The following is an 18,006-nucleotide window of genomic DNA, read 5'->3' as shown; positions in this document are numbered from 1 at the left end:
GGCGTATTTTTGCGTTCGCCGCCCGGCGGCTATTCGTGGCGCAGCGCGTCGATGGGGTCGAGCTTTGACGCGCGCCGCGCCGGGTAAAAGCCGAACGTGATCCCCATCAACGCCGAGAACAGGAAACTCAGCATATTGACGACGGGATCGAACAGGAACGGCACATCGATCACGCCCGCCAGCCCCCACGACAGTAGGAATGCCAGCACGATGCCGACCACCCCGCCGAAACAGCACAGCACCACCGCTTCGGTCAGGAACTGCAACTGCACTTCGCGCGCCAGCGCCCCGATGGCGAGGCGGATGCCGATTTCGCGGGTCCGTTCGGTCACCGACACCAGCATGATGTTCATGATCCCGATCCCGCCGACCAGCAAGCTGATCCCCGCGATCACCGCCACCATCGCGGTCAACGCCCCGGTCGCCGCGCCCAGCGCCTGATTGACTTGCGCGGTATCGACGACGTTGAAATCGTTGATCGTGCTGCCCTGAAGCAGCCGCCGTTCGCGAAGCAGGGCGACGAGCGACGACTGAATCGTGGCACTGGCATAAGCGCTGTCATATTTGATCACGAAATATTGCAGATCGTCGCTGCCGGTAAAGCGCCGCTGCACCGTCTTGAGCGGCATCATCACGACATTGTCGCTGTCCTGATCGGGACCGCCGCCTTCGCCGCGTTCCTTCAGCAGGCCGACGACGGTGCATGACACATTGTCGAGCCGGATCTTGGCCCCCAGCGGGCTGGCCCCGGCGACGAACACCGCCTGCACCACCTTTGGACCGATCAGGCAGACGTTTCGGCCCGCAGTTACTTCGTCGTTGGTAAAGGCGCGGCCCTCGGCAACCTCGATCGACCGGGCACGCAGAAACGCGTTTTCCACGCCCTGCACACTCGTTTGCCAGCTCTGACCGTTATGAAATGCGGTGGCGCTGGCCGACACGCTGCCCGCAACATCGTCGACGCCGGCAATCTGTTTGCGCGCGGCGTCAATATCGTCCTGCTTGAACGGCCGCGGCGCGCCGCGATCGCCGCGCACCGGAAACACGATCAGCACATTCGATCCCAGCGATGAAATCTGATCCTTGACCGACGCGGTGACGCCATTGCCCAGGGTGACCATCGTTATCACCGCCGCGACGCCGATAATGATGCCCAGCGTGGTCAGGAACGAACGCAGCAGATGGCGGCGGATTTCGCGGAACGCGAGCAGCAGGGTGGCGCCGAACATCAGCCGGTCGTCGCCGCATCGGCGCGCAGGCCGCGTTCGATATTTTCGACCAGCCCGTCGCGGAAATTGACGATGGTGCGCGCAAACGCCGCCATTTCCTTTTCATGCGTCACCATCAGGATGGTAATGCCGTCCCGGTTCAGCCGGGTCAGCAAATCCATGATCTCCAGCGACCGTTCGGTATCCAGATTGCCGGTCGGCTCGTCGGCCAGCAGCACCGCGGGCTCGGTGACCAAGGCGCGCGCGATTGCGACCCGTTGTTGCTGCCCCCCCGATAGTTCGGCGGGGGTGTGATCGGCCCATGGCGCCAGCCCGACCTGATCCAGCGCGCGCATTGCGGCGGCATGGCGCACCCGCTTTTTCTCGCCGCGATAGAGCAACGGCAGCTCGACATTTTCGACCGCGGTGGTCCGCGCCAGCAGGTTAAAGCCCTGGAACACGAACCCCAGATAGCGGCGGCGCAGCAGGCTGCGCTGGTCCCGGTCCAGCGCCTGGACCTCGATCCCCTGGAACCGGAAGACGCCGCTTGTCGGCACGTCCAGACAACCGAGGATATTCATCGTCGTCGATTTGCCCGAGCCCGATGGCCCCATCACCGCAACAAAATCGCCGCTGTCGATCCGCATATCGACACCCTTGAGCGCCTGGAACGCCGCCGGTCCCTGACCAAAGGTCTTGGTAATCGCCGCCAGTTCGATCAGCGGCGCGGTGCTGGAAGCGGGATGGGAGGCGGTTGGGGTCACTGGCTCGCCGCCGCCTTGCCGGTCACGACTTTCATGCCCGATCGCAACTGCGACGAGGTAACCGCGGTCAACCGCCCGTCGCTTTGCCCCGTCACCACATCGATCGGCTTCAGCTTGCCGTCGCTGCCGACCACCCACACCCGCTGGCGGCTACCGGCGCCGATCGTAGCGCGCTGTTCATTCTGTTCGAGCCCGATTTCGGGATTGAGGACGCTGGCGTCTTCCTTTTCCTTGGCGTCGGGTTGAAAGCGGAGGGCGCCGTTGGGGACGAGCAGCCGTTTGCCGGTGCTGCCGGTGGCGATCGTCGCGGTGGCGGTCATCCCCGGTCGCAGCACCCCTTCGCTATTGGCCACCGCCAGCCGCGCCTCGTAACTGACCACGGCGTTGCTGCCCGCGGTCGCCGCGGCTGATTGCTGGCTCGCCTGCGACGCGGTGTTGCTCGACGCCTGGTCGACGCGCTCGACGCGCGCCGGGAAACGGCGCCCCGGATAGGCATCGACGGTGAAGCTCGCGCCCTGGCCCTCGCGCACTTGCCCGACGTCGGCTTCGTCGATTTCCACCCGCAACTGCATCGCCGACAGATCTTCGGCGATGATGAACAGCGTCGGCGTGTTGAAGCTGGCGGCCACGGTCTGGCCCGGTTCGACCTGCCGCGCCAGCACCACACCCGACACGGGCGAGCGGATGACCGCGCGGTTGCGGTTGGTGACCGCCGACGACAGCTGCGCGTCCACCGCGCGCACATTCGCCTGCGCCGCGGCGACCGCCGCGACGTCGCGCTTGACCGCCGCTTTGGCCTGATCGAGTTCGACCTGCGATGGCACCTTGCCGCCCGAAATGCGAAAGACATTGTCCAGCCGCGCCAGCTGCGCCCGGTCGACGTCCAGCGTCGCCTGCGCCTGCGCGACTTGGGCGCGCGCCGCATTCAGATTGGCCTGCGCCTGCGTGATCTGGTCCTCGATCACATCGGTGTTGATTTGCGCCAGAACCTGGCCGCGCGCCACCCGATCGTTCACATCGACGTAGACATTGTCGAGCTTGCCCGACACTTCCGATCCGACCTCGACCTGGTTGGTCGGGCGCAAATTGCCGGTCGCGGTCACGCTGAGCACCAGCGACCGTTCGACCACGGCTTGCGTGATATACTGCGGTTCGTCGTTGCCGCGCGAACAGGTCGCGACGCCGAGCAACACCACCAGGACGAGCAGCGCCGGGAGCCAATATTTCATCCAGCGCCGCCAGCGCGGCCGCGGCTGGGCGCCCAGAAATTCGTCGAGCACGGGCGGCCCGGCTGTCGTGTCGGTCATTATTGGATCCCCTCGCCCGGACCGGCGCGGTCCGGATTGAAATTCGCGGCGTCCGAGCCGCCGCCGAGCGCCTGGTTGAGCGCGACAAACGCATTGGCGCGCTCGGCCTCGCTGGCGGACAGCGCGTTGCGCGCGCTGAGCAGCTGGTTCTCGGCGGTCAGCAAGGTCTGAAAATCGATCAGCCCCGCGCGATACTGGCTGCGCGCGAGCAACGCGGCATTGTTCGCGGCATCCAGCGCGGCGCCGAACAGCACCACCCGTTCGCGCGCGGCACTCAGCCCGGCGCCAGCGCTCTCGACATCTTCCAGCGCCCGCAGGATCGCCTGCTCCCAGGCCGCCAGCGAGCCTTGCGCCGCCGCCTCGGCCCCCGCGACCCGCGCCCGCGCGGCGCCACCGTCAAACAGCAGCTGGCTGACGCCCGCGAACAGCCCGCCGGTGACGACGTCGAACAGATTGTCGATGCCAAAGGACGACGTCCCGACATTGCCCGTCAACCGCACCAGCGGCAGCAATTGCGCACGCGCCACCCCGATCCGCGCGCTGTCGGCGATCAGCGCCGCCTCGGCCTGCCGGACGTCGGGGCGACTGCGCAACACGGCGGCGGGCGTATCGCGGCCGACGGCATCGGGCGGCGCCGGGATCGGGGCGACGGTCGCCGCCAGCGCGGTCCGAACCGTCCCCGGCGGCTCACCGATCAGCGTCGAGATGCTATTGGCGGCCTGGGCAAAATCACGGTCGAGCGCGGGAATACTGGCCGCAGTCTGGGCGCGCTGCGCCGCCGCCTGCTCGACGTCGAGGCTGGACACCAGGCCAGCCTGCAAGCGCCAGCGGGCGATCTGAAGATTGTCGTCCTGGATCGCCAGCGTGTCGCGCGCGATCGTGCGCTGCACCGCCAGCGCCCGCGCCGCGATGGTCGCCTGGGCGACCTGGCCGACGATCAGCCGCCGAAGATCGGCAAGGCCATATCCCGCCGCGGCCAGATCAGCGCGCGAGGCGGCGACGTCGTTGCCGATGCGGCCGAACAGATCGATTTCCCATTGCGCGTCGGCGCTCAGTGATACCAGCAGCCGGTCGTCGGCCAGGTCGCCGACATCGCGGCGCAGGCCGCCCGAGGCATCCACCCGCGGCAAAAAGCCCGCCCGGGCGGCGCGGACGCCGGCACGCGCCTGCCCCACGCGCGCCGCCGCTTGCGCAAGGTCGCGGTTGTTGGCGAGCGCGAGATCGACATGGCGGTCGATCAACGGATCGTTCAGCGCGGCCCAATATCGCGGGGTGTCGTTGCGCGCCGTCTCCTCGAGCCGGGCCTCGACGCCGTCGGACCATTGCGCCGGGACCGGGACGCCAGTCTGCGGCGCGACCTGAGACGCGGTCGAAGCACAGCCGCCAAGCCCACCGGCTCCAATGGCCACCAGCAGCCAGCGCGTTCCTGCTTTTTTCATCCGTCCCCCACAAAGGCAGCGCGTCCGCGCTCGCGACGCGCGAGGCCATAATGTCCGCGATGTGCAACCTTTGCAGGCACGGCACCGTCTGACCATCCGCGGTGGACGATATTTCCGACTGTTTTGCAATCCCCTGGCGAATGATGCGATGACCTAGTGCGCCTGCCGGTCAACCAGCTGCTGTCCTGATTTCGGTCAGCCCACAACCGCCTGTGCGTGCTTGTATGCCGTTGCTCGCGATGCTAAAAAACGCAAAGCATCACGCGGGGGCGGGGGCAAATCATGAATCAATTGCTGACGAGTGTCGATTCAATCCCGAAGCCGGTCGTCGGATCGGCGGCGCCGTGGTTCAAGGCGCATGTTCTGGACGTCAACCCGCAATATACTTTTCACACGGTTGCCGGACGCGCCGTTGTGCTGTTCTTTATGGGATCGGCGGCAAGTGATGCGGTCGCGGCGGCGCACAAGATATTGATGGCGGATACCGACCGGTTCGACGACAGCCGCAGCTGTTTTTTCGGCGTTACCGTCGACCCCGCCGACGAAACGGCGGGGCGGGTCAAAACCCGCACCCCCGGGATACGCTACATCCTCGACCGCGACCGCGCGGTCAGCGACGCTTATGGCGCTTGCAGCGCGAGCAGCAATCATTACGAGCCCTATATCATCGTCCTCGACCGGCAGTTGCGCGTCGCGGGCCGCTATCACTTGCCCGACGCCAACAAAGCTCTCGCGCTGATCGATCGCCTGGCCGAAGAGGGCAAGCCCGAGGACTGGGCGCCGGTGCTGTCGGTGCCGCGCGTCTTCGACCGCGCAACCTGCCAGAAACTGATCGCGCTATACGATGCCGAGGGCGGCCAGGATTCGGGCTTCATGCGCGAAGTCGATGGCAAGACAGTGTCGATCATCGATCATGGCCACAAGCGCCGGTCCGATGTCACGATCAAGGATCAGGACTTTTGCCGCGCGCTCAGCGCGCGGGTGAACCATTGCCTGCGCCCGGTGATCCAGCGCGCTTTCAACTTCGACGCGACCCGCATGGAACGCTACATCGTTGCCTGTTATGACGCATCGGTCGCGGGTCATTTTCGCGCCCACCGCGACAATACGACGATGGGCACGGCACACCGCCGCTTTGCGGTGACGATCAACCTCAACGATGATTTCGACGGTGGCGAGTTGCGTTTCCCTGAATATGGCACGCGGACCTATCGCCCTGCCCCCGGCGGTGCGATCGTCTTTGGCTGCGGGCTGCTGCACGAGGCGACGCCGGTCACCCGCGGACGGCGCTATGCATTTCTGCCATTTCTGTATGACGATGCCGCCGCGGCGCAGCGCGAAGAAAATAATCAATATCTGGGCGAAGGCGTCGGCGCCTACCGGCAATAGCGCCGGGGCCAAACTCGGGCGCGCCCGGTCAGAGTTCGATCGAGATCTTTACATTCTGCGCCTTGATCCCGGCGAGCGCCGCAATGCTCAGCTTTGCGGCATAGATCATGATGCTCAGCCGCTGCGGATTGGCCAGGCCGGCAGGAATCTCGCCATGTTGCCAGTCGGTCGAAATCATCACGTCCAGATCGTCATCGGGAACCGCTGCCTCGAGACCGCCAACAAGCTCGAGTTGCGAGATGCCCAGCACGCTCGCCAGCACCCGCAGATTGCTGAGCCGCGGCTGGGTCTTGCCCGACTCCCAGGCCCAGATCGTCGGACGGCTCAGCCCCGTTCGCATCGCGAGTTCCGACCGGCTGATCCCGCATTGCTCGCGAAACCGGCGCAGCCGCGTCGGCAAGGGTTCGACCATTTCATATTCGATGGGGTGGGCCGAGGCGCTCATCGCCGTCGCGCCCAGCGGAACGGCGACCGGCTGATCAACGCCGCGCCAAGACAAGCTCGCCTTGATATGACGTCCTTTTCTCCGATGGCATTCGCATCCATTGACGCCCCCCTCAAACACCGCGCCACTATCGATGCAGACATGCCGTAAATCGCAGTTTTCCGTCATTCCCTGATGGGGACACGTGAAAAGGGCGACTGTCCCGCGATCGCACAAGTGCCGGTCCGCGGTCTTGGAAATCGACGCTAAAAGGCGGTCCCCAAGGCGATCGAGAATGTCTTCGATCGATCACCCTCTTGCCGCACGACCGGTTTCGCCAGATTGAACCGCAGCTTGCCGGGGCCGGCGTTGAACGCCAGCCCAAGGCCGACCGCGACCCGCGGCTTCGCCGAATTGCCGATCAGCCGCTCGCCCGGCAACAGCTCGGCTTTCGAGGCGCCAAAGACCGACCCGGCATCGACGAACAGGCTGGGCGACACGCCGAATCTGTCCATCGCGCCTTCCAGCCGAAACGATACTTCCAACCGCCCGACATAATAGGCGCGGCCGCCGACCGCCGTCGTCAGACCCGCAGGGGCCGTCAACGGCACCACTTTCGGACCGATACCGCGCAGGTCGAAACCGCGCATGCTGTTGCCGCCGATGTAAAAGCGATCGAACAGCGGAATCTCGCGGCCACCGATCGGCTTCATCAGCCCGCCCTCGACACCCAGCGAGACGTCGAAATTGCCACTCAGCCGATGATGAAATGTGCCGCCGACGCGCGTCCGCGCGTAGCGCGTTGTGCCGCCTGGCCCGGCGAGGTCCTGCGTCACCCGCAGCTGGAACCCGCGCGTCGGATCGACGGTGCTGTTGCGGCGGTCGAGACTGAGCGAGACGCTGACCACCGAACTGGTCGATTGGCCAAGCGCATTGCAAAAGGGGCTGCCGTGAAGGCCGACGTCGCACTGGGCGTTCTTTTGCCGGATCAGGAAATCCTCGTCGGAATAACGGTAGTTGGCCGCAACGCGCAAACCCCGCCCGATCGGCTTGCCAAGATAGAGGTTCACCCCGCGCGCCGTCTGGCGAAAGACCGAGGATTTTTCCTGCTCGTCGAAACCGACAGCGGTCGAGCGAGAATAGAAAAAGGTCGGTGCGACCGACAGCTTGCTACCCATGAAGTTGGCGTCGGCGACGCCAAATTCGGCCAGGCGCTGGATTTTCGAATAGCGCACCGAAGCGGTGATGTCGCGCCCCGGCGCGCCGATGTTGGTGCGCGCGATCTTGACCGTTCCGATCGGGCCTTCGAGCGACGAATAGCCGCCCGAAAACGCCAGCCCGCCGCGCGGCAGCGTCTTGATCGCCAGCAGGTCGGTTTCGTTCGCCTGACCATCGGCGCCGTCGATGCCGGTCGCGATGTCGGGCACCGCCTCGGCGTCACCCTCGCCTGCGCCTTCACGATCGCCCGCTGGCTCGCCCAATTTCGAGGCATCGGGCCGCATGGCCAGCGCGGCGCGGCGTGACCCTGTATCGCCGAGCCAGGGCGCGGTCGAGACATCGGGATCGAACGCCGGAAACCGGCTCATCGCGGCCCGCGCTTTGCGGCTGGTTCGTATCGCGCCGCCCACCGCGAAGCACGGCGGCCCCATGCGGTTCTGCGCCGCCACGACGCAGGCAAGATGAACCATGTCGGTCGGCAGCGCCGGCGCGTCGAACGTAGTGATCGGCGCCGACGGCGGAAAGCGTGCCGAGAATAGCGGCTCCAGTCGCACCGGCACCGACTTTGCCGTGGCGCGCGGTGCACCGCTGCGCTTTGTCGCCTTGGCGCTGGCCACGCCGCCGGCCGACGGTATCGCGAGCGGCGGGCGCTTGCGGCTTGCGGCTTTGCCGCCGGCGTCCCGGCAGTCGTGACAGCCCCATTGCCCGCTTTCCGATCCGTCGGCACTGCGCGCGATCAACGACTGCCGCTGCGCGCCGCGATCGTCGAACCAATGTGCAGCGGAAACATCGGCAACGAACGCGGGGAATGGCCGGTGTGCCGCGACCGCATGCGATGCTTCGGGTGCGGACGCTGGAGGCGACGCCGTATCGACGGCATCGGCCTTCGGCGTCGCGGCCAGCGGCGACGGCAAAGGCGCGTCCCAATCGACGACCGGCGCGGCGCGCAGTTGGGCATCCTGTTCGGCAACCGGACGCGCAACGGGCCAATCCGTCTTACCCGTTTCGGAGACGATCGGCACCGCCGCGAACGGACCGTCCGATCCAGCGGTGCGCGCCATGGTCGCGGTGACCGGCAGATCCCGATCGCGCGGCGGCCCCTCGCTCAGCACCAGCACCCGCGCCATGGCGGTGGACTGGCGCAGCACCGGATGCGGCGCCGACTGAAGGATCGCGGGCTCGCGCGCATACAGCGGGGTCGTCTCGCCGATACCGAACATGACCGCAACGCCCAGCGCGGTGCCCTGCACCGCCTGGTGGACGCCCCGGAACATGATTCCGTATCCCGACAACCCTCTTCCCCTTTCGTCCCGACCGACCCCCGGTGCTTGCCCCAGCAAGATCCGCGCCGAGGTCACCCTTCCCGGAAAGATCGATTGAAACTGTCGATCATCGGCTGGAACAAATATTGCATCAATGAACTCGATCCAAGATCGATGTAAACTTCGGCCGGCATCCCCGACATCAGTCGAACATCAGGGTATTTCTTTAACTGTTCGGCCGAAATCTCGACGATCACCTTGTAATAGATTTGCTGCGCGTCCTTGTCGTAGATCGCATCGGGGCTGACCTCTTTGACCGTTCCGAGCAGATTGGGGATCACCCGCGCCTTATATGGCGTGAGCTTGATCTCTGCCTTCAGACCCGAATGCACCATGTCGATGTCGATCGGCCGCAGCCGCGCCGACACGACGATCTTTTCCGAAGTCGGGACGATGTCGAGGATCGGCTGCCCGGCCCCGATGACGCCGCCCGGGGTAATCAGCCGCAGATTGGCGACGCGGCCATCGATCGGCGCGATCACCTGTTGCCGCGCCCGAATGTCGCCGCTGACTTTCAGCTTTTCGCGGATTTCGGCAATCTGCAACTGCACCTGGCGCTGCTGGCCCGCCGCTTCGAGCACCATCTGCCCGCGTAGCGACACCATCTGGGCGCGCGTCTCGCCAATCGTGTCGCGCAGCCGGTCGAGATTGTTGGTCAGCTTGCCGCGCTCGCCATCGACCAGCGCCTTTTGCCGTTGCAACGCCAGCAACCGCGATTTGCGCTCAAGCCCTTCATCGACCAGCATGTCGACGCCCATCTGTTCGTCGTCGAGCAGTTTCGCCTGATCGGTCAGCGCCGCGATCTGGGCGCCCGAACTGCGGATGTCGGCGTTCGACTGACCAATCCGCTGGTCCAGGATCTGAGCCTGTTCCGACAGCCCGCGCCGCCGCGACGCGAATTCGGCGTTGGAGGCGGCGATGATTTCCTTGACCTCTGGATCGCTGCCCGCCGCGAGCAACTCGGCCGGATAGCGAACGGCGGGCAGGCCGAGACGTTCGGCGGTCAGCCGCGCATCCTGGGCCAGCAAGCCATAAAAGCTGGACCGCATCGCCGCATCCGCGGCGTCATTCTGCGTCGCATCGAACAGCACCAGCGGCTCGCCGGCACGCACCTCCTGCCCTTCCTTGACCAGGAAACGGCGCACGATGCCGCCCTCCAGATGCTGGACGGTGCGGCGGCCGCCCCCCGCGGCTTCCAGAAACCCGCTGGCGATCGCAGCGCTGTTGAGCGGCGCCGCCCAGCTCCAGATGGCAAAGGCCAGAATGAACAGGCCGATCGAAATCAGCGCCAGCCGGAATGACCGGCCCACTTTGGGGCCATCAAGACCGTCGTCGGGGGCCGGGAGCGCCAGGCGGACCGGTTCACCGTCCTCGCCCAGGCGAAAGGGAATGTTCATGCGTCCATCCCCCCTTGCTTGAACATCGCCGGGTTCGGCTTGGCACCGCCGCCCGGGGGCGCGCCCTCACCCGTCGGGATTGCCCGCCGCTTGCCGGCCATTTCCTCGACCACCGTCCGCGCATCGCCGAATTTGGCCACCTGACCGTCCATCATCAGCAAGATTTTATCCGCCAGTTCGAGCAGGTTGGCGCGGTGCGACACGATGATCGTCGTCATGTTCAAGGCCTTCAGCTTCTTGATCGTCGCCAGCAGCGCGGCATCGCCGCGCGCATCAAGGCTGGCATTGGGTTCATCGAGCACGATCAGCGGCGGCAGCCCGAACAGCGCCCGGGCCAGCCCGATGCGCTGGCGCTGGCCGCCCGACAATTGATGCCCGCCGTCGGTGAGCACACAGTCATAGCCGCCGTTGAGGTGCAGGATCATTTCGTGGCAATCGGCCAGCTTCGCCGCTGCGATCACGTCGGCGTCGCGGGCGTCGGGGCGAAAGCGACCGATATTTTCGCGGATCGATCCCGGCAGCAGTTCGACGTCTTGCGGCAGATAGCCGACGTTCGGTCCGAAATCGCTGCGCATCCAGTCGAAGGTATCGGCGCCGTCGAGGCGCACATGCCCCGACAGGGGCTTCAGCACGCCGACCAGCAGCCGCGACAAGGTTGTCTTGCCCGACGCCGACGGCCCGACGATCGCCAGCGACGTTCCCGGCTGGATCGCAAAGCTGACATTCTTGAGGATGGCGCCTTTCATCCCCGGCGCGGCATAGGTCAGATTTTCGATCGCCATCGCGCCCGACGGTTTGGGCAGCGCCATTTGCGACGGGCGCGGGGTCGGAAGGTCGCAGAAGCGCGACAGCTTTTGCAGGCTTTCGCGCGCCAGCACGAACTGTTTCCAATAACTCATCGCGGCCTCGATCGGCGCGAGTAGCCGCGCGATCAGGATCGAACCCGCGATCATCGCACCGCCGGTCAGCTGTTGATCGAGCACGAGCAGCGCGCCGACGCCCAGCACCGCGACCTGCACCAGATTGCGGACGAATTTCATCCACGCCAGGATCTTGCTCGACTGAAACTGGGTGCCGTCCACCGCTTCGGTTTCGGCGACATAGCGTTCGCGCCAGTGCGCAACGGTGTCCTTGCCCATGCCCATCGCGTCGATCACTTCGCTGTTGCGAACCAGCGACTCGGCATATTGCATGTTGCTGGTCGCAAGCGCCTGCGAATCGCGGATCGAGGTCCGAGTGATACGCTCGTTATACCAGGTCAGCCCGAACAGCATCGCCGCGCCGACCGCTGCGATCAGCCCGAATATCGGGTGCAGCAAAAAGACGATCAGCAGATAGAGCGGCACCCACAGCATGTCGACGACGCTGAACACCGTCGGGGTCGAGATGAAATTCTTGACCTGGTTTAATTCGCGCAGCGCCTCGAGCTTGATATTGGGCGCGATCAGCCGCTGTTCCAGCGAGCGCAGCAACAGCGTTGGCCCCAATTGCTGTGCCATCCAGGTGCCGACGCGGTTGGCGACCTGTTGCCGGATTCCGTCCAGCATCGACCCCAGTCCGATGACCAGCGCGATCGCCAGCGACAGAAAGAACAGCGTATCCTTGCTCTGGCTGGTCAACACGCGGTCAAAGACCTGCATCATGTAAAGCGACATGGCGAGCGCCGCCATGTTGGTGATCGCCGAAAACAGGATCAGCCGGGTCGCGATCGGTTTTTGCGGGATCAGCAGGTTTTTGAGCAGATTGTCCGAATTGCCAGACGCCCGCCCAAGCGCGAGGGGGTTCCAGGCCATGCTTAACGCTCCCAGAGGGCAGGACTATCCGCGGCGTGCAGTGGCAGCACGAGCCCCGAGATCAATCCGGCAAGCTCCATCTGGCGGTGGACACCCAGTTTGGCGCGGACGCGCTTGAGATAGGTCCGCGCCGTCTCTTCCGAAAGGCCGCATCCCTCCGCCGCGTTGCACAGGCTGCTCGATTTCAGGAAATGGCCCAGAAAGCGCTGTTCGGACGGCAGCAAACCAAGCGCTTCGAGCAGCGAGGTCGGCGCATCGACTTTACCCGGTCCCATGATGATCACCATGGCGCAGCGCGTCGTGCTGTCGCCGGTGCGCGACTTGGCAGAAATGACATACGCCAGACGCCATTCGCCGTCGCGGCAGTCGAGCCGGAAGACATCCTCGACCGGCGCGTCCGGCGCCGCCGTGGCGGCACGGCGGATGCTTTCACGCAATTGTTTGGCCTGCGCGGGATTGGCAGCAACGATCGTGCCGTCGGCGGCGCGGATCAGCCATTTGCGCTGTTCGACCAACGCCGTCGCGGCACTGTTCAGAAACAGCGGTTGACCATCGGCGGACAACAGCGCCGTCGCCATCGATACCCGGTCGAACATGCCCTCTAGCATCGCCGAGCGTTGCGATTGCTGCGCGAGCTGCGCGACCCCGGTCGCCGACTCGGCGAGCAGCGGCGCGATCGATTGCAGCGACGCGGTATCGCTGTCGCTGAAATGGGCAGCACCGCCGTCGCGAAAAAACAGCGCGCGAATGGCCTTGCCTTCGCGCTTCATCTGGATGGCAATGCCGTTGTGAAGCGGGCCATCGGCATCCAGGTCGGCCGGACCATGTGCCGCACCAAACAGCGCGCCGGAGAACTGAAAATGATGCACCGATTGCTCGCCGATCCGCGTCCAGACGTCGTCCATCATCGCCAGCAGGCGCCGCGTTGCTGCTGCATCGCCGCGTATCTGATCGAACCCGATCAGAAAGGCATGCCGTTGCGGTCCCGCGCCCGGCAGGGCCACGGTCAGGATCGCCGACGTCACATCGAATTGCGCCAGATAATCGTGCCAAAGTCGCCGCGTGTTCGCCGCAACATCGACCGGCGGCGAGCGGTCCATCATGACGTCATGATCATCGACGGCTGGCACCCCTTCGAACAGGTGCGCGTCATCGCGGATCGCTTCGGCGTAATGCGTGGAAAATTCCATCGTCGCAGACATTATGGCCCCCAAAAATCATTGTCCCGTAGCGAAGCCAAAGCTCGCAACAGGGGATTCACGCGCGACCATGATGTCTGGCGCGATGCTCTGGTTACGGGCCAGAACGCGCGCGCCGACCGGGGTTGCCTGAAGCATTTTCTACCCGGCGTTGGCTGTCGATTGATGCGAATCTCTCGATAGCGTCGCCTGCCGTGACGGCTGCAAGCGACGCTCATTGTCTATTTCGATTCGGCGGATCGAGTCTATTATCCCCTCGGACATATCCGTTAGGGTAGTTTCCCGCCTTGCCCCGCCGCATTACTCTGAGACCATTATAAAAATGGGGGTCAGCACTCGAATCTGCGATGATTCAGGAGGGGTGACGTGCGGAAATCATGGACTTTTTGGGCAAGCGCCTTGAGCGCGCCTGCCGCAGCAGCGACGTTGGCGATCGCCGCGACTCCGGCGCTGGCGCAATCGGCGTCGCCCGCGGTCGCGCCGTCAAGCACGATGGCCGCGCTGGCCCGCAACGTCGTCACGACGAGTCCCGACATTGCGGCGCAGCGCCAGCAGGTGCGGGTTGCAGAGGCGCGGCTGCAGGCCGCCGAAGCGGGCTATCTGCCGACGATCGAAGCGAACGGCACCGTCCAGCGGCGCGAGATCGACATCAAGAACGGCAGCAGCACCAACGACGCCCGCTATACCGCCGGTCAGGCCGGGATCGAGGCGCGGCTGCGCTTTTACGACGGTGACCGCACGTATAATTCGGTCAAGATCGCCAAGGCCGAGTTGGAGGCAACCACCGCGGGGCTCGACGCGATCACGTCGGACACCTTGCTGGAACTGCTGACCAGCGCCGCCGATGTGCACCTCAATCGCAAGATTGTCGAATATTCGCAGGCGCAGACCGAGGCGATCGGTGAACAGTTGCGCGCGACGTCGCGCCGACTGGAATTTGGCGAGGCGACCCGTACTGACGAGGAGCTGGCAAGGGCACGGCTCGCGACGTCGCAGGCCGGGGTGCTGGCCGCAAGCGAAGAACTGGGCGTCAACGGCCACCGGTTCCGCAACGTGAGCGGTCAGTCGGGCACCATGGTCCCGCCGCTGCCGCCGCTCGCGGCGGTTCCCGCTTCGCTCGCGGCGGCGCAAAAGATCGCCATGGACGCTGCCCCGCGCCTCCGCGCCGCGCGGCTTAATGCCCAGGCGGGCAAGTCGGGAGTGAAATTCGCCACCGGCGCCCTGCTGCCACAACTCGACGCGGTCAGCGGCTATGACTATCTGACCGGCGGCGCGACCAACACCTTCACGGGCAAATATCCCGACGACCGCTCATCACTCTATTACGGGCTGGAACTGCGCGTGCCGATTTTCCTGCCCCGCGAACATGCCGAGGTGCGCCGGGCGCGCGCCGTGCGCGATCAGCGTCTGTCGCAAACCGACATCGCGCAGCGGACGGTGGCCGAAGAGGTCGCAAGCAGCTGGACGCGCTGGCAATCGGCCAAGAGCACGATCACCGCAGCGGAAGCTGCGGTCGCGGCGACACAGGAAGCGGCGGAAGGCATCAAGAAGGAAGCGGTCGGCGGCAACCGCACGCTGACCGATGTGCTGAATGCCCAGAATGAGTTGTTGTCGGCGCGCGTCACGCTGGAGCGCGCGCACCGCAATGAATTCGTCGCGCGGGCCAGCCTGCTCGCCGCGACCGGTCGGCTCGACGCGAAAGCGATTCTCGATGGCCGGTGCTGCGGCGCCGATGTGATCGACCGGCCCGGCATGTCGGCGCTCGGCCGCCCGGTCATGGCCAGCACAACCAAGGCCGTGTCCGATCCCGTGCAATCGGCGCGTCCGCAGATGTCGTCGCTGGGCAGCGCGCCCGATCGCAGCGTCAACGAGGCGGCCCCGCCGCCAGGCAATTCGTCGCGCCCCGCGACCTCGGCGCTCGGCCGCAAACTTAACTAGCAAGCAAGTTTTCTTTCCGAACTGTTCTGTTTCGGCCTTCGCCGAAACGGCGGAAATCCGTGCATCCGGCGAAAATCGCCCGCGATGTTCAGCGATGATATGCCCCAAAATGAACCACTTCACAAAATTGTCGGCCATGTCCCCAAGCAGGAATGTGCGGTCCCCCTGCCCCGCCATATCCCCTTGTCATGGCCTCGAGCTTTCGGGGCCATTGGGGGGATGATCAAGCCGAGTCGGCGACCACGCATCCCTTGCGACCCATGAAAGAAGAGGATAGCGAAATGCCTACAGTAGGACCTTCTAGCGCACCGAATAATCCCAAGAATCCGACCTCGCGCGGTCAGGTTCTGGGGACCAATTCGGTCGACTTCATCGATCTGAATGCGATCACCTCGACTGCCAACCTGCCGTACAATGCACGCGGCAACGGCGGCAACGACACCGTTTACGGCAACAATTTCGACAATGATCTGTATGGCGATGCTGGCGATGACAATGTCATCGGTCGCAGCGGCAATGATCGCGTCGATGGCGGCGCCGGCAACGACACGCTGATCGGCGACCAAGCGTCGTTCGTCGTCGTCGGACCCGGCAACGTCGTCTACACCGGCGATGACAATGGCGGTGCCGATGGCAACGACACCCTGCTCGGTGGTGCCGGCAACGACACGGCCTGGGGTGGCGGCGGAAACGACTTCATCCGCGGCGACGCCGGCAACGACACGCTCAACGGGCAATCGGGCGATGACCGTATCGAAGGCAATGCCGGCGATGACGTCATCAGCGGCGGGCTCGGCAACGACAACCTGTATGGCGGCACCGAAACCGACGTCGTGTCGGGCGGCGACGGCGACGATTACATCAACGGCGGCACCAACTCGAACGGCGTCGACAGCCTCGACGGCGGCGCCGGCAATGACGTGATCTTCGGCGACGGCGGCCCGAACCGCAACGCCGACGGCGACTATGCCTATAACCAGAGCGGGTATAACCCCGGACTGGGCCATGCCGACAGCATCTTTGCCGGCACCGGTGACGATCAGGTCTTTGGCCAAGGCGGCAATGACTACATCGACGGCTGGGAAGGCGACGATCTGCTCTGGGGTGATGACGGCGACGACGTCATCCTCGGCTGGAACGGCAGCGACCAACTCGACGGCGGCGAAGGCAATGACGCGCTGTACGGCGAAGAAGGCGACGACGAACTCGACGGCGATGCCGGCAACGATTTGATCCGTGGTGGCAACGGCTTCGATTTCGTTCAGGGCGGTGCGGACGACGATGACATCGGCGGTGGTGCCGATGCCGATACGCTGAACGGCAACGACGGCAACGATCTTGTCCATGGTGACGGCGGCGACGACGTCATTGCTGGCCAGGGCGGCGACGACAGCCTGTATGGCGACGACGGCGACGACGTGATCCGCGGCAACGGGGATCCCTTCTTCGATCCGCTCGATCCGTCGAACACCGATGCCGACTTCATCTCGGGCGGCAACGGCAACGACACGATCAACGGTGACGAAGGCGACGACGTTATCGAAGGTAACGACGGCGACGATCTGCTCGCAGGCGACACCGGCAACGACAGCATTTCGGGTGGCGCTGGCGAAGACAACATCAGCGGCAACGACGGCAACGACGTGGTCTCGGGTGGTGACGATAACGACACCATCTTTGGCAACAACGGCGCCGACAATCTGTCGGGCAATGATGGCGACGACCTGATCTATGGCGGCATCGGCAATGATACCGTCAATGGCAACGACGGCGACGATCAGCTGGCGGGTGACGCTGGCAACGACAATATGTCGGGCGGCGCTGGCGATGACATCATGTATGGTGACACGCTGTACGAAAACCTGGGCAATCCGGGTGGCGGCAACGACACCATGTCGGGCGGCGATGGCAACGACTATATGTCGGGTGGCTTCGGCAACGACGTGATGAACGGCGATGACGGCGACGACAGCATCCGTGGCGACACCGGCAATGACACCATCAACGGTGGCCTTGGCGATGACAATCTGGAAGGTGAATCGGGCAACGACACCATCACCGGTGGCGAAGGCGACGATCATATGTCGGGTGGCGCGGGCAAGGATCTGTTCCGCTTCGACTCGACCGATGCATCGCCGGGCTTCGGCTTCGACGTGATCGGTGCGCCGTTCAGCCTGGGATCGGGCCGCGACTTCAACCTCGCTAACCGCGATACCCTGGTGTTCGACGTCGATGCCGGCTTCGACCCCGCGACGGACGCTTTCGTCCTGACCGGTGACTGGGATGGCCAGGGCGACGCCCTTGACCTCTTCGTCTTCACGGCGGCTGGTGTCGTCTTGGTCGAAGACTTCTGGGAAGGCGCTTCGGCTCCGATCGCGGCGCTCGCTGCGGCTGGTGCGTATGACTCGGTTGCCGCGATCAACGCGTACAGCCAGGGCAACGCGTCCTACGACATGATCACGTTCGTCTGAGGACAAGGCTTCGTACGGGGAGCCACTCCTCGACGGACCTCTGCATACTTGGAGGGCAGGCCGCGGCCTGCCCTCCTTTTTGTGTCAAAGCGCCGGAACATTTTGTCGGCGTCCCAATGCAATAGCATCGCGCCAAG

12 protein-coding genes are annotated in these 18,006 nt (G+C 64.9%); 3 read left to right on the top strand and 9 right to left on the bottom strand.

The annotated features are described in order from the left end of the window. Window positions 1-29 precede the first annotated feature (29 nt). Genes J2X44_RS08715 through J2X44_RS08700 form a run of 4 tightly spaced genes read right to left on the bottom strand, consistent with a single transcriptional unit; the run spans window position 30 to window position 4,718 of the window. Window positions 30-1,229 (bottom strand): ABC transporter permease, encoded by a 1,200-nt coding sequence (locus J2X44_RS08715; protein WP_310089118.1) that lies wholly within the window; start codon window positions 1,227-1,229, stop codon window positions 30-32. Then, a complete protein-coding gene (locus J2X44_RS08710) occupies window positions 1,229-1,972 on the bottom strand; it encodes an ABC transporter ATP-binding protein (RefSeq protein ID WP_310089117.1) in 744 nt (247 codons plus the stop codon). The genes J2X44_RS08715 and J2X44_RS08710 overlap by 1 nt, the downstream gene beginning before the upstream one ends. Beyond that, entirely contained in the window at window positions 1,969-3,279 is a 1,311-nt protein-coding gene (locus J2X44_RS08705) for an efflux RND transporter periplasmic adaptor subunit (protein ID WP_310089116.1), read from the bottom strand. Before J2X44_RS08705 ends, J2X44_RS08710 begins: the two co-directional genes overlap by 4 nt. Next, a complete protein-coding gene (locus J2X44_RS08700) occupies window positions 3,279-4,718 on the bottom strand; it encodes an efflux transporter outer membrane subunit (protein WP_310089115.1) in 1,440 nt (479 codons plus the stop codon). Before J2X44_RS08700 ends, J2X44_RS08705 begins: the two co-directional genes overlap by 1 nt. 282 nt (window positions 4,719-5,000) lie before the next feature. On the opposite strand from J2X44_RS08700, the gene J2X44_RS08695 reads away from it, so the two are divergent. Then, complete coding sequence (locus J2X44_RS08695) at window positions 5,001-6,107, top strand: 2OG-Fe(II) oxygenase (RefSeq protein ID WP_310089114.1); 1,107 nt, start codon at window positions 5,001-5,003, stop codon at window positions 6,105-6,107. A 28-nt stretch (window positions 6,108-6,135) separates the two neighbouring features. Here J2X44_RS08695 and J2X44_RS08690 read toward each other — a convergent pair whose 3' ends face one another. The 5 genes from J2X44_RS08690 to J2X44_RS08670 form a co-directional block, all read right to left on the bottom strand. Beyond that, on the bottom strand, window positions 6,136-6,552 hold the full coding sequence (locus J2X44_RS08690) for a helix-turn-helix transcriptional regulator (protein WP_310089113.1): 417 nt from the start codon (window positions 6,550-6,552) through the stop codon (window positions 6,136-6,138). A 245-nt stretch (window positions 6,553-6,797) separates the two neighbouring features. Beyond that, a complete protein-coding gene (locus J2X44_RS08685; RefSeq protein ID WP_310089112.1) occupies window positions 6,798-9,023 on the bottom strand; it encodes a BamA/TamA family outer membrane protein in 2,226 nt (741 codons plus the stop codon). 80 nt (window positions 9,024-9,103) lie between these two features. Beyond that, window positions 9,104-10,468 carry an HlyD family type I secretion periplasmic adaptor subunit gene (locus J2X44_RS08680; RefSeq protein WP_310089111.1) on the bottom strand — a complete coding sequence of 455 codons (1,365 nt, stop codon included), beginning with the start codon at window positions 10,466-10,468 and terminating at the stop codon, window positions 9,104-9,106. Beyond that, the gene (locus tag J2X44_RS08675; protein WP_310089110.1) at window positions 10,465-12,261 is read right to left on the bottom strand and encodes a type I secretion system permease/ATPase; all 1,797 of its coding nucleotides are present in this window, start codon (window positions 12,259-12,261) and stop codon (window positions 10,465-10,467) included. Before J2X44_RS08675 ends, J2X44_RS08680 begins: the two co-directional genes overlap by 4 nt. A gap of 2 nt (window positions 12,262-12,263) precedes the next feature. After that, window positions 12,264-13,463, bottom strand: coding sequence for a hypothetical protein (locus tag J2X44_RS08670; protein WP_310249246.1), 1,200 nt, complete (start codon window positions 13,461-13,463; stop codon window positions 12,264-12,266). Between the two features lie 396 nt (window positions 13,464-13,859). Between J2X44_RS08670 and J2X44_RS08665 the strand changes: the two genes are divergently transcribed. Together J2X44_RS08665 and J2X44_RS08660 are read left to right on the top strand one after the other, a co-directional pair. Further along, window positions 13,860-15,398 carry a TolC family protein gene (locus tag J2X44_RS08665; RefSeq protein ID WP_310089108.1) on the top strand — a complete coding sequence of 513 codons (1,539 nt, stop codon included), beginning with the start codon at window positions 13,860-13,862 and terminating at the stop codon, window positions 15,396-15,398. A 281-nt stretch (window positions 15,399-15,679) separates the two neighbouring features. Beyond that, entirely contained in the window at window positions 15,680-17,869 is a 2,190-nt protein-coding gene (locus tag J2X44_RS08660; RefSeq protein ID WP_310089107.1) for a calcium-binding protein, read from the top strand. The last annotated feature ends 137 nt before the right edge of the window (window positions 17,870-18,006 follow it).

The organism is Sphingopyxis sp. BE259 (assembly GCF_031457495.1).
In the GTDB taxonomy this organism is placed as follows: domain Bacteria; phylum Pseudomonadota; class Alphaproteobacteria; order Sphingomonadales; family Sphingomonadaceae; genus Sphingopyxis.
Note: the sequence above shows the minus strand (reverse complement) of the source record. Positions and strands in the feature narration are given on the sequence as shown.